Source organism: Psychrobacillus sp. BL-248-WT-3 (assembly GCF_012843435.1).
Lineage (GTDB): Bacteria > Bacillota > Bacilli > Bacillales_A > Planococcaceae > Psychrobacillus.
The window spans coordinates 76601-90301 of the sequence record NZ_JABAFC010000001.1 but is presented as its reverse complement, the minus strand read 5'-3'; the positions used below and the strand labels follow the sequence as shown (position 1 = coordinate 90301).

The 13701-nt window shown below is 37.0% G+C and carries 13 protein-coding genes; 1 reads left to right on the top strand and 12 read right to left on the bottom strand.

What is annotated here, in order from left to right; translation table 11 throughout:
- The first annotated feature begins 180 nt into the window (after window positions 1-180).
- The gene (locus HF876_RS00445; protein ID WP_169358071.1) at window positions 181-1563 is read left to right on the top strand and encodes a glycine--tRNA ligase; all 1383 of its coding nucleotides are present in this window, start codon (window positions 181-183) and stop codon (window positions 1561-1563) included.
- Window positions 1564-1668: 105 nt separating this feature from the next.
- Here the strand turns inward: HF876_RS00445 and recO are convergent, their stop codons facing one another.
- The 12 genes from recO to HF876_RS00385 all read right to left on the bottom strand — a co-directional run bounded on the left by recO (window position 1669) and on the right by HF876_RS00385 (window position 13592).
- On the bottom strand, window positions 1669-2451 hold the full coding sequence (gene recO / locus HF876_RS00440) for a DNA repair protein RecO (protein ID WP_169358070.1): 783 nt from the start codon (window positions 2449-2451) through the stop codon (window positions 1669-1671).
- Between the two features lie 32 nt (window positions 2452-2483).
- Window positions 2484-3404, bottom strand: a complete 921-nt coding sequence (gene era, locus HF876_RS00435; RefSeq protein ID WP_169358069.1) for a GTPase Era — start codon at window positions 3402-3404, stop codon at window positions 2484-2486.
- Entirely contained in the window at window positions 3388-3798 is a 411-nt protein-coding gene (locus HF876_RS00430) for a cytidine deaminase (RefSeq protein WP_169358068.1), read from the bottom strand. Before HF876_RS00430 ends, era begins: the two co-directional genes overlap by 17 nt.
- A 14-nt stretch (window positions 3799-3812) precedes the next feature.
- Complete coding sequence (locus HF876_RS00425) at window positions 3813-4178, bottom strand: diacylglycerol kinase family protein (RefSeq protein WP_169358311.1); 366 nt, start codon at window positions 4176-4178, stop codon at window positions 3813-3815.
- A complete protein-coding gene (gene ybeY, locus HF876_RS00420; RefSeq protein WP_169358067.1) occupies window positions 4165-4650 on the bottom strand; it encodes an rRNA maturation RNase YbeY in 486 nt (161 codons plus the stop codon). The genes HF876_RS00425 and ybeY overlap by 14 nt, the downstream gene beginning before the upstream one ends.
- A gap of 19 nt (window positions 4651-4669) precedes the next feature.
- Complete coding sequence (locus HF876_RS00415; protein ID WP_169358066.1) at window positions 4670-6778, bottom strand: HD family phosphohydrolase; 2109 nt, start codon at window positions 6776-6778, stop codon at window positions 4670-4672.
- Between the two features lie 265 nt (window positions 6779-7043).
- Window positions 7044-7997, bottom strand: a complete 954-nt coding sequence (locus tag HF876_RS00410) for a PhoH family protein (RefSeq protein ID WP_169358065.1) — start codon at window positions 7995-7997, stop codon at window positions 7044-7046.
- Complete coding sequence (locus HF876_RS00405) at window positions 7994-9103, bottom strand: sporulation protein YqfD (protein WP_169358064.1); 1110 nt, start codon at window positions 9101-9103, stop codon at window positions 7994-7996. Before HF876_RS00405 ends, HF876_RS00410 begins: the two co-directional genes overlap by 4 nt.
- Before the next feature lie 289 nt (window positions 9104-9392).
- The gene (locus HF876_RS00400; protein ID WP_169358063.1) at window positions 9393-9860 is read right to left on the bottom strand and encodes a hypothetical protein; all 468 of its coding nucleotides are present in this window, start codon (window positions 9858-9860) and stop codon (window positions 9393-9395) included.
- Window positions 9861-9887: 27 nt separating this feature from the next.
- On the bottom strand, window positions 9888-10874 hold the full coding sequence (gene floA, locus HF876_RS00395; protein ID WP_169358310.1) for a flotillin-like protein FloA: 987 nt from the start codon (window positions 10872-10874) through the stop codon (window positions 9888-9890).
- 11 nt (window positions 10875-10885) lie between these two features.
- The gene (locus tag HF876_RS00390) at window positions 10886-12214 is read right to left on the bottom strand and encodes an NfeD family protein (RefSeq protein ID WP_251555582.1); all 1329 of its coding nucleotides are present in this window, start codon (window positions 12212-12214) and stop codon (window positions 10886-10888) included.
- Between the two features lie 394 nt (window positions 12215-12608).
- Complete coding sequence (locus HF876_RS00385) at window positions 12609-13592, bottom strand: phosphotransferase enzyme family protein (protein WP_169358061.1); 984 nt, start codon at window positions 13590-13592, stop codon at window positions 12609-12611.
- Window positions 13593-13701: the final 109 nt, after the last annotated feature.

The following is a 13701-nucleotide window of genomic DNA, read 5'->3' as shown; positions in this document are numbered from 1 at the left end:
CCACATCTACAGGAAACGGCAGCTTGGAGCTTAAGTTTTTAAAGAGGGTTGTCATACATACAACCAATCGGGGTGGAACCGCGGGTTATAAACTCGTCCCCGGGCTATTGAGGCCCGGAGACGAGTTTTTTTGTTTCATTTTTTTCTTTAAAAGCTTTTATCAAAATGGAGGTATGTCAAATGGAATTTTCAATGGAAAATGTAGTAAGTTTAGCAAAACAAAGAGGCTTTGTATTCCCTGGCTCTGAAATTTATGGAGGTTTGGCAAATACATGGGATTACGGTCCACTTGGAGTAGAGCTTAAAAACAACGTAAAAAAAGCTTGGTGGAAAAAATTTGTACAAGAGTCACCATATAATGTAGGTTTAGATGCTGCTATTCTTATGAACCCAAAAACATGGGTCGCTTCAGGTCATATTGGTAACTTCAATGATCCAATGATTGACTGTAAAAAATGTAAATCACGTCACCGAGTGGATAAAATCATCGAGGATGCATTAGATAAAAAAGGAATTGAAATGGTAATAGATGGCCTTTCCTTCGAGAAAATGGAAGAAATCATGAAGGAGCATAATGTAGTTTGTCCTTCTTGTGGTGCATATGATTACACGGAAATTCGTCAATTTAACTTGATGTTCAAAACGTTCCAAGGTGTAACGGAATCTTCTACGAACGAAATCTTTTTACGTCCAGAAACAGCACAAGGTATTTTTGTTAACTATAAAAATGTACAGCGTTCTATGCGTAAAAAAATGCCATTCGGTATTGCCCAAGTCGGAAAAAGTTTCCGAAATGAAATCACTCCTGGTAACTTCACGTTCCGTACGAGAGAATTTGAACAAATGGAGCTAGAGTTTTTCTGTAAGCCTGGTGAAGACATGGAATGGTTTGAGTTCTGGCGCAATTATTGCCGTCAATGGTTACTTAACTTAGGTGTTTCGGAGAATAGCATTCGTTTAAGAGACCACTCTGACGACGAACTTTCGCATTACTCGAATGCAACAACAGACATTGAATATAAATTCCCATTCGGTTGGGGTGAACTATGGGGTATTGCCGATAGAACTGACTTCGATTTGAAGCAGCATATGGAACACTCTGGTGAAGATTTCAATTATATCGACCCAGTAACCAATGAAAGATATGTACCATATTGCATCGAGCCATCTCTAGGTGCTGACCGTGTAACATTGGCATTCTTATGCGAGGCTTATGACGTGGAGCAACTAGAAGGCGACGACCAACGAACAGTTTTACGCTTCCACCCTGCTCTGGCTCCGGTAAAAGCAGCGATCTTGCCTTTATCGAAGAAGCTATCTGAAGGTGCAACTGCATTATTCTCTGACCTTAGCAAGCATTTCATGGTTGACTATGATGAGTCTCAATCCATTGGTAAACGTTACCGTCGACAAGATGAAATCGGTACACCATTCTGTATCACGTATGACTTTGATTCAGAGACGGACGGCCAAGTTACGGTGCGTCATCGTGATTCAATGGAACAAACAAGAATGCCTATTTCAGAAGTAAAAGCTTATATTGAAGAGCAAATACAATTTTAATTAGAAACATTGCCAAATAAATTAAGCCTGCAAAACAAATCCAATTACGGATACAATTTGCAGGCTTTTTTTATTTATTATTTCCAATAAAAAACTCATCCGGAATTATTCTTCCGAATGAGAATCTTTTTTAGGCTGGAAAAACTCAGGTGTTTTTTCCATTTGGTCTAGAAACCCTTGAGATTTTAAACGAACTCCAACCTGCTCATTGTATATGGTACGGACGATTTTTTTTATAAAGCCCTTCGTCTCTTTTTTCAAAGTTAGCTTACCAACCTGGTCAATAGGAACGGTATAAAATGTTCGGATTAACTTCACCTGTGAGGGTGTTAAACGAATTAAATAAGGGTCAATTGTAAAACAACGATGACATAAAAAACCGATTTGAGCAAAAGAGAATGCAAATTCCCCATCTGTTGCTCCACAATTGGCACACTGATGAAGTACCGGATATATTCCAGCTACGGATAACATCTTCCACTCAACAAACAAGCTAATGGCTTCTGGATCATAGCCCTCTGATATTGCCTCTAATGCTTGCTGTAAAATTGTAAACACATGCGGTTTAGGAGATTCATCATCAATTAGTTTATCTACTAGCTCCATAATAAAACTAGCATAAGCTGTAGTAAAAATATCTTCTCGAATAACACGCATCGAGTCAATTATTTCACCTTGTTGTAGAGACCCCATCCCTCTCCCTTGTTGTATTAAAAAATAAGCATACGTAAAAGGCTGGGAGATTGAAGACAGACGGCTAGTTGGCTTTTTAGCTCCACGAGCCATCGCAGCCCTTTTACCAAGCTCTCGAGAGAATATAGTTACTACTTTATCTGTTTCTCCGTAGGAGGAGGTACGTAAGACAATCCCTTCTACTTTTTGAAGCAAAAGCCTTCCCTTCCTTCTATGCTTCCTCTATATTAATATTCGTCTTCTCTAAATCCATAATCTTTTAGATGGGCAGATTTATTGCGCCAATCCTTTTGAACCTTCACCCAAAGTTCTAGGAACACTTTAGTTCCTAAAAGCATTTCAATATCATGACGAGCTCTTGTCCCAACTTCTTTTAGAAGTGCACCTCTTTTACCGATTACAATACCTTTTTGAGAATCACGTTCTACAATAATAGTAGCCATAACACGGATCATGTCTTTATCTGTATCTTCTTCTTTTTTTATCTTGTCAATTACAACTGCAATTGAGTGTGGTATTTCTTCTCTAGTCAAGTGCAATACTTTCTCACGGATCAGTTCAGAGATGATAAATCTCTCTGGATGGTCAGTTACTTGGTCCGCTGGATAATATTGTGGACCTTCCGGTAAATATGATTGGATTGTTTCTAATATTCTTTCTACATTATTACCTTGAAGAGCAGAAATAGGAACGATTTCAGCAAAGTCATATTTATCTTTATAAGACTCAATTATTCCGATTAAATCATCTGGATGTACTTGGTCTATTTTATTGATTACTAAAAATACGGGAGTTTCGTTTTTTTCTAAGAGATCAATGATAAATTCATCACCTTTACCTCTTGGCTCTGTAGCATTTACCATAAATATAATTACATCTACTTCACGTAGCGTATTTTTTGCAACTTTTAACATAAAGTCACCTAATTTATGCTTAGGCTTATGAATACCCGGGGTATCAATAAAAATCATTTGACTTTGATCTAAAGTAAGAACTCCTTGTACCTTGTTGCGAGTCGTTTGTGGCTTATCACTCATTATTGCTATCTTTTGCCCTATTACACGGTTTAGAAATGTAGATTTACCTACATTTGGTCGTCCGATTATTGATATGAATCCTGATTTATATCCTTCATTGTTTTGCAGCATAATTTAAATCCTCCGTTGTAAAAGCTCCAGGCAATAATTCTGATACCGTCGTTTCTGTTACATTTCCTTTTAAGTTTGTTAAATATACGGGCATATTAGGCTCGCAGAACTCCGCTAAAACTTGTCTACATGCTCCGCATGGTGAAATTGGTCCATCTGTATCTCCAGCGATAGCTATTGCTGTAAAGTCTTTTATACCTTCTGACACAGCTTTAAAAACGGCAGTTCGCTCAGCACAGTTTGTTAACCCAAAAGATGCATTTTCAATATTACAGCCTAAAATAACTTCTCCACTTTTAGTAAGTAAAGCTGCTCCTACAGGAAATTTGGAATACGGAACGTATGCTTTTTCCATGGCTGTGATAGATGCTTTTAGTAATTCTTCTTTCTTCATATAAAATCACACCTTTAAAATAAGATTACCGACCATTTCGGTATGAATATAATTAAACCTACTATTACTGTGCAGAGTGCATAGACTAGACATGCGCCTGCAGCAAGATCCTTAGCCTGTTTGGCTAAAGGATGGAAGTCCGGAGAAGCAAGGTCTACAATTCTTTCTACGGACGTATTAACTAATTCTATCATGAACATACCAAAAATGAGCATAACAACGATTATCCACTCCCATTTAGAGAGGCCAGTTAATAAACTTGCAATGAATACTATACCTGCAGCAAGCAAATGTAGCCGGAAATTCTGCTCTGTCTTTATAGCATGTATAACTCCCTGTGTAGCATAGACAAAGGACTTTCCAAACTTATGAAAGTTCATGGCCTTCACGCTTCAAACCAAACTCCTGCAAAATTTTCTCCTGTAGACCAAACATTTCTTTTTCTTCTTCTTCTGTCCCATGATCATACCCTAATAGGTGTAAAAAACCATGGACGGCTAAAAAAGCAAGCTCGCGTTCAAAGGTATGCCCGTATGCTTGCGCTTGTTCAATCGTACGTTCTACAGAAATAATGATATCTCCAAGCAAAGTGGGTATGTCAGCGTCTTTAATTTCTATTTCACCTTCACCCATTTCTTCCATAGCAAAAGATATTACATCTGTAGGCATATCTTTGTTCCGATAATTTTTATTGATTTCTTGAATTTGATCGTTTGTAACAAACGTAACACTTACTTCGCTCTCATTTTTCACATTCAATTGCCCTGCTGCAGATTGTAGTACTTTTTCTACTAGTGCAATAGCTTCTTTAGTTAAAGTATTTGTTTCGTCCATTAAATCTAGTTCTAACATATTATTGACTCCTTACTATTTATTTAGGGTATTCTATTCTCGAATGAAATGTGCCATTCATTGTAGAGCAGAAGCTTTCTTCAATTTTCTTTATTTCTTTGAATGATAAGTCGCATTCGTCTAATTGTCCATCAATTACCTTATCTTTAATAATGGATTTAATCAGACTGTGGATTTTCTCTCCACTTGGTTCCTTCATGGACCTTACAGCAGCTTCTACGCTATCTGCAATTGAAATAATTGCAATTTCTTTCGTCTGTGGCTTTGGCCCAGGATATCTATAGGACTCCTCAGTAGTATTAGGATTACTTTCTTTCGCTTTATAATAAAAGAATTTCAGTAAGCTAGTGCCGTGGTGCTGTTCCGCCACATCTACGATTTCTTTCGGTAGCTTATGTTTCTTTAAAATATTTGCCCCATCTGTTGCATGAGAAATAATAATATCCCTGCTAGCTTCTGGAGAAAGGTTATCATGTGGATTATAGCCGTTCACTTGGTTTTCTATAAAGAACCCAGGTCGATTGGTTTTTCCAATATCATGATAATAACATCCAACTCTAGCTAGCAAGCCATTCGCTCCGATTGCCTCACAAGCTGCTTCTGCTAAGTTTGCCACCATCAGACTGTGATGATACGTACCTGGGGTTTCAGTTAAAATTTTCTTAAGTAATGGATGATTTGGGTTAGAAAGTTCTATGAGCCTCATTGTGGATAAGATTCCAAAAAGCGACTCAAAGAAAGGCAAAATACCAAGTGTAAGAGCCCCGGATAATATACCAGATATTAAGGCAGCGCCAATATAGAAAGCTACATCAACAAACTCATAAGTTGTCTTTGTCATTAACAGATAAAATAAGATAAACGTTAAATTTATAGACGCAACAATTAAGCTTGAACGTAAAATTTGGGAATTATTGTACATACGCTGTACGGCAAAAACACCTGCTATACCACCAAAGAGTATGTATAAAGCAACTTCCATTTGAAAGATATTCGTATATCCTTCTTGAAAAATAATCCCTGCATAGGCCGCTACGACAAAGCTAGATATAAAAGCCGCTCTTTCATTGACTAGAATATAAACTAACATAGATACCATTGCAGTAGGAAACAAAAATGCAATAACAACATCAAAATTGTACGCTACTGATTGTAGCACTTTCATCATCAAGACGGATACAATAACACTAAAAGCCACAACAATCAGATTTTTCACGTTGATAACATTAGGGTCTTTAAAACGAATGGTTTGTCCGAAAAGCACCCACATTGTCATCAATACAAAAAGAGCTACACCTATATATTGTTTATACGATGATTTATCAGTCAGCATTCCTAATAGCTCTAGTTGACGATACACATCTTTACTGACAATTTCCCCTTTTTGAACGAGTATTTGACCTTGTAATATTCTAGTTGGTTCTACGCTAGCTCTAGCTTGTTCCATGCGTAGCTCAGTTAGTTCATCGTTTTTTGTTTCTGTAGCTATTATGGAGCCTCGAGCTATAGATACTAAAACGCTCGTAAAACTATCTGGATAATTAAAAGTAGTTCGGACTTTCTGAACAACCTTATCTCTTTCTGTACCTAAATTTTCATTCCTAATCGGTTCACTTAATGTTTCTTCTACTAGGATTGGAAGCTTTTCTTTAACATCATTTATAGTTGCTATGTTTTGACTTAATAATATACTCAGTGCATCGTCAGTTAACGGTACAAAGCTAGCATTTTCTGCTAGAACGTTCATTTCTTTTTTTAGTCTTTGAAGACTATCTGTTGCTGCTTCAGGCTCATCACTTGTGATAGATTGCTTAATCTCTATTACACTATCGAAAATAGACTCAATGATAGTCGCCTGATTTTCAGCTGTTTCATCCTGAAATTGATAGACGGGATTTACTTCTGAAGCAGCCTGGTCTTTTTCTTCTTCAGTTTTTATTGGGTCTTCCATCGTTTTAACTGAACGGATGGTTTCAGGTGCTAAGTTCATTAAGGATATATCATATGTATTTTCTTGCACGCTTCCCTTAACCAATAGAAACATACTTATGGAAGTTAGAAGGATAATAATTAAAGGGAGATATTTACTTTCTCGCCATTTTCTCCACTGGATCATTAAAGACTTCATCCTATCATCCCCTCGTCTACTATTCTCTTTATTATACCTTATATTTTCAAAATTTGACCAATTTATCTGAAATGACTGGTTTATAGTTAGAATGATGACGTTATCTGGCGGTTACTGGTTCATCTTCTATGCGAGGAAAATAAAAAATCTCAAAAATTCTACGATCAGATAAAGTTTTCGAGTTTCTATTTTCTAAGGAATTAACTGCCTTTAAAAAGAAATAAAAACGTGAAATCAGTTGATGATTTCACGTTTAACTTATTGACTACTGCTCTTCATATGCAGATATAATTTTAGCAACTAATGGGTGACGTACTACGTCGCCTTGCTCTAAATATTGGAAGTGTATGCCAGAAACTTGATGTAGTATTTTTTCTGCTACTATGAGACCTGACTCTGCACCTTTTGGTAAATCTATTTGAGTTTTATCTCCTGTTATGACCATTTTTGAACCAAAGCCTAATCGTGTTAAGAACATTTTCATTTGAGCTTTTGTAGTATTTTGGGCCTCGTCCAGAATAACAAAAGCATCATCTAACGTTCTACCGCGCATATAAGCAAGAGGAGCAATTTCTATTGTACCTCGTTCCATAAGGCGATCCGTTTGCTCTGTTCCTAATACATCATGTAACGCATCATACAAAGGACGTAAATAAGGGTCTACCTTCTCTTTTAGATCTCCTGGTAGGAATCCTAGACTTTCCCCTGCCTCAACTGCTGGACGTGTTAAAATGATTCTCTTAACGTGTGCATTTTTTAAAGCTTGAGTAGCCATTACTACAGCAAGGTAAGTTTTTCCCGTACCGGCTGGTCCAATTCCAAACGTTAAATCAGTATGTCTAATACCGTGGACATACTCTCTTTGACCAATGGTTTTTGCCCGTATTGCTTTCCCTTTAGTATTTCGAGCAATTTCTTCATCATAAAGACTTGCAAAATATTCAATTGTCCCATTTGTACTCATTTCTATAGCTGTGGTTACGTCTCGAAGGTTAATATTAATACCTTTTCGTATTACAAGTAGAAGTTGTATGATTAGCTGCCTTGCATCTTCTACATTTTGTTCTTCACCAGCAATTTGTATTAGTTCTCCTCTGGTGATCAACTGCACCTTCAACTCTTCTTCAATCAGTTTAATATTCTTATCTGAAATACCAAGCAGCATTACTGCTTCAGTTGGATCCTGTAGATTAATATCTAATTGTTTTTGTTGGCTCATGTGTCGTCTCCTTGGGGTATAACTTGTGGTGTTGCAATATTTTCATTTATTAGTAATAATATCTTTCCTTTAACTTTATCATTTTCTATAGACATCTGTAAAACTTTATCTTCTAAGATTTGAGTGCCTCGCGGTAAATCATTCATAATTTTTTGAAATAATAAAGGTCGAACTAAATGCTCTACCGATTCTTCATCTAAGTCATAGGTAACTTTTTCACTGCCCTGTACATAGCCCGCTTTAAAATATGGCTGTAAGAATCGAGGCATAGCTATTTCCTTCCAATATTCATTGCTGTTATTGGATTTTTTCTCAATCAGTACTTCTCTAGTAGTAGGCTTTACAATGGTTACTTTTTTGGGAAGTTCGAAGTTAAGCTCTATCCAATAACTTGCATATACCTTGCCCTCTGCGCTAGTTATAATTCGTTTTTCTCCTTGAGTAACAAAGCCATTTACAAGTATGTCACCTTTTTTTACAGCAGCATTCTTCTCAACTGCTCTAACTCCTTTTACTAGCTCAAAGTCTGTAACAACGCCGCTTCTTTTAGCAATAAGATGAGATGCAGGAGCATTTTTCACTTCTCTCTCCTTCGTGATTGGAGCAAGCATCGGAGTCACTGTTAAAGTGGAACCTGATTGCGTGAAGTGTATCCAAGAGAACTCCTTATGCTTTAAAAGTAGCTTTTGCCGAATTTCTTGTTCTGACGGTAAAGAAGAAATACGTATTCGTTCTTTAATTTTCATTTCTTTCAGTTGTTCTGTAATTAGAATATTGCTTTCTGGCGTATAAGAGTCAATATTAATCTTCCATATAAATTGTGCCAAAACCACTGGTATTATGAAAAAAAAGATTACCCCGATTATGGAATATGAATATAAAGAAATCGTACGATTTTTTGTCTCATCTTTTAGATGTACAGGAATCTTTAATGTTTTCCTTATCTTTCTAAACTCTTTAAGATCCTTACGTTTGATAGAAAAGAACAAGCTTTCTTCTGTGCTATACACCCGATATACTTCAATTTGTTGTGATAACAGCTTTTGAAACAAGAGAAACTGATCAGTAGAGCTTGGCAATTGGATTCTAATTAATTGTTGTGGCATCAGCTGCTTTCCTTCCTAGTCAGTTTAAAGTGAAGGAGTTTGTCTACCTGAAGATGAAGGCGCTCCATCGACATGGACTTTATAGACAAACGGTCTGCTTTTATTTCTAGAAGATAATGGTTGTAGGAACAGACTAACTCCGTATCTGTTAACCGAAGAAGAGAAATTTCATAATCTAATATAATGTCATCAAAGTTATCAATCATAATACTCGCATGGAGTGGAAATAATTGTTTGATAAAAAACACCCCTTTACATGAATTTATGCATGTAAAGGGGTGTTCATGAGTTATCTTTTAGATTTTGGCGGAGCTAATATCTCTGATAAGACAATTGCACGCATTAGCTCTTCTTTTGTATCAGGCATTATGTTATGAACTACCGATTTTTTAGTTGCATTCGTCGGTATCACTTGATGAACAGAAAGACGGCCAGTTGACCTTGGCACGCCTTGGTCTCTTCCCGCTTCTCTTCCAGCCTTTTGTATTACTGGAGGTACCTCTGCCTGCACTACTTGTCTAGGAGCTTGCTTTCTAGGTGTTTGCTTTCTTTCAGGCCTAGCTTGTTGTTGCTCCTGCTGAAACTCTTTCGCTAAATCCCCTAAGCTTTTAAAAGGATTTTGTTCGACAGGTTTTTGCTGTGGAGCAGTTTGAATGTTACGTGGAGCAGGTTTGGGTGCAGGTTTTTCATCCGGCTTCTTTCTCCCAAACAATGAACTAAGGATAATAATTATTAATGGTATTATTAAACCTTCCAAGGAGAAGTCCTCCTTTCTAAGCTAATACTAGTCTTTCAACTCATCCGTTGAAGGCTTGTCATTTCCAACCTTGCTGATTGAGTCTCTCATGCCAGTATCAGCTTTGATGTTGTTATAATTCATATAATCCATGACTCCCATATTACCTTCACGAAGTGCTTCAGCCATTGCGCGAGGAACCTCTGCCTCAGCTTCCACTACTTTAGAACGCATCTCTACAACTTTAGCTTTCATCTCTTGCTCAGATGCTACAGCCATTGCACGACGTTCTTCCGCTTTAGCTTGCGCAATTTTCTTGTCTGCTTCAGCTTGTTCCGTTTGAAGCTCTGCCCCAATGTTTTTACCGACATCAACGTCCGCAATATCAATCGACAGAATTTCGAATGCAGTACCAGAGTCTAATCCTTTAGATAAAACTGTTTGTGAAATTAAATCTGGATTTTCTAATACACGTTCATGACTTACACTAGAACCAATTGTACTTACAATACCTTCACCAACACGGGCTACGATTGTTTCTTCACCAGCACCACCGACTAAACGATCGATATTGGCACGAACTGTAATACGAGCTTTTGCTTTTACTTCGATCCCATTCATTGCAACACCAGCGATAAACGGTGTTTCAATAACTTTAGGGTTAACAGACATTTGTACTGCCTCTAATACGTCACGACCTGCTAAGTCAATAGCAGCTGCACGTTCAAACGTCAACTCGATGTTTGCACGATGTGCAGCGATTAATGCATTAACAACTCGGTCAACGTTACCACCTGCTAAGTAATGGCTTTCTAATTGATTGATCGTTACATTTAATCCAGCCTTATGTGCTTTAATAAGCGGGTTTACGATACGTGACGGAATTACTCGACGTAACCTCATCCCTACTAATGTGAAAATACTAATTTTAACTCCTGCAGCCAATGCTGAAATCCAAAGTGCTATCGGGAAAAATGTTAAAAATACCGATAACAAAATGAATGCAATGACAATAATAACTATAGTACCAATCATGCCTGAAGAAATCATTGTGTTGCCTCCCCTTCTCTTGCTTCTCGAACAACAATTCGAGAGCCTTCCACCTTGATAATTACTACTTTCTTATCTTTGCCGATAAAACTACCATCAGATACCGCATCGATACGTTCATTCTCAATACGTATAGTTCCTGAAGGTCTAAGCTGGGTCATCGTCTCTGCTATTTTTCCAACTAAATCTAAACGATTTTGATTAGAAACATACCCTTGCTCAGTAGTAGTAGCATCTGTCAAAATCATTTTATTTAACAATCTCACTCTTTTACCAAAGAATTTCACAATAATCACCATTCCTAATATAGCTACTGTTATTGCAATTAAAACAGCAACACTCATGTAAAAAAGATTACCACCTGCTAATATTATACTAAATAAAACAGCTGCTAAACCTATTATACCAATAATCCCTCCTGGTACAAAAAATTCAGCGATTATTAATATAATACCTATAACCAATAAAATAATGGATTCATACCCTGCCAATCCGGCTACAAGATGCCCGTAAAAGAAAAGACCTAATGAAAGTAATCCTACCGTCCCAGGAAGACCAAAACCTGGTGAATATAATTCTAGGACCAAGCCTAAGCTTGCAAGAGATAATAAAATCGGCACTACTACTGGATTTGTAACAATACGCGCAAGAGTTTCTACAAAAGCTTGCTCTGTTTCCACTACTTTTGCACCTTCAAGATTGCTTGCAGTTAGTAACTCAGCGAATGTCGAAACAGTTCCCTCAGAATAACCTACTTCTATGGCCTCATTTGCTGAAAGCGTTAACAATTCTCCCTTTCCTGCTCGGTACTGAGGAAGATCTACGGATTCATCAGCCATTGCCTGAGCATAAATAGGCTTTTTCCCGGTTCTTTCCGCTGCATTTATCATTTTAGCCTTCCAAGCACTTGTTGCTTTCATATCTGCAGCATTTCCTGCATTGTCAATGACAGCTGCAGCTCCCATAGAACCATTTGGTGACATATAAATTTCATCTGTGTGCAGTGCTAAGTAAGCCCCTGCCGATAATGCCTCTGAATTAATATAGGCTATTTTGCGAATATCGGTAGAATCTAACAGGTTCACGATACTCTCTGCAGAATTTACAAACCCTCCTGGCGTGTTTATATCGAAGATGATGGCATCTGCTCCTGCTTCCTCCGCTTCCTTAATAGAGCGCTTTAAAAAAGCATACAGACCATTCTCTACTTCCTTATAAACGGGGACTTTATAGACTAGCTTGGAGTCTGCAGAAAAAGCTGGAGTCAACATAGCAAAAGCGGCAAGCAGCAAACAAAAAGAAATTAACAGCCGCGATAATTTCACACTTAAACCTCCCTTCATCTATATGTATATTATTGTTTACGGATGAAAATCTTAAAAGTTTCATTTTATTAAGAAAAATATTTTGATTATGAGATAAATTTAATTGTTTATGTTCATGCCAATTGATTTGAAGACTGGATTACAGTGGTCCAAGAGTATAGTCTTAATACCTAGTGCAAGATAATAGAACGATACGAAAAAAATGCCTAGGCATAAAAGCCTGGGCATTTTTCTTGTTTTTTATACTGTTAATTTGGTTGCAATTCATATACTAATAAAGTTGTTAGTTACGTTTTTGTTTTTCTCTCCATCAACCGAACCCTTAGGCATAATTTCTAGTATCGTTTTTCGATTGCTACTAAATCATACCTTTATTTGTCCTACAACACTATATCTACCATGGTTTTTGAAAGGTTATTCTTAAGTCATCTTTCACACGCATTAACTTTCCCCTTAACCCATCATACCAAGACGGAGCATCCATGATGACTTCATGATCTAGTGAAATCGATAACTTGTAGAATTTATATAAATTCGCATATCTTTGAAACCGTGGAAATTGAGCCACTATATCATTTTCTAGATTCATTTTAGAGCGATAACCATTCAAAAAAGATCGCATTAATACTTTTGAAGAAGGATTTTCCTCTCCAATAAAATCATCAAGGGCGGTTACAATATCAATCGCATACCAATGGTACATTGCATCATCAAAGTCGATTACATTGAAACTATTTTTATTCTCTTCAAAAAAGATATTATCCAGCTGGAAATCATAGTGTATAATTCCATACGTCTCATTATCCTTCGGTAGCGATTGAAGCCATGAGGTAACTTTATTTAGCTCCTCTAGGGCAATACGATCCGAAGGGTGCCTTTGAAACACGTCTTCCATGAGCTCCACTGTATCCAACCAACTTTTTCTTCTTACAAATCCAGGCTCGAATTTTTTCGACAAATAGTGTAGTGAGCCAAGTGATTCTCCCCACTTCTCCATCTGTATTTCAGTAATATCATCCGAATCCAGGTTAATCCCATTTGCTTTACTAAAGACAACAGCCATATACGTTCCTTCAGGAGCCATTAGTGTTTCAATTAATTCTCCATTCTTTGAACGAATTGGTACGACAGATGGAAAACCATTTAAGTATAAATATTGCATATACTCTAACTCAGCTTTCAATTGATCCATAGTTTGATTCTGTTCAAAACTAAATCGCAAAAAATATTGATTTTGATGTTGTTTAAAAGCATATACAAAGTTTGAACTTGCGCGCCATAGTTCTAATGATCCCTCATCATTTCCCCACAATTCAACGAGGTTTTGAGCGACGGTATGTGAAGCTAATACGTGTACCATGTTTTCTAAATTCATCATCTCTAGTTTTTCCTCCCATTACCTTGAGAGGTTAATACCCTAGTTAAGAAGTAATGCCTCTCATTAGTATGCTTTTTTGAAATTCTTTCATTTTCAATATGTCACCCCT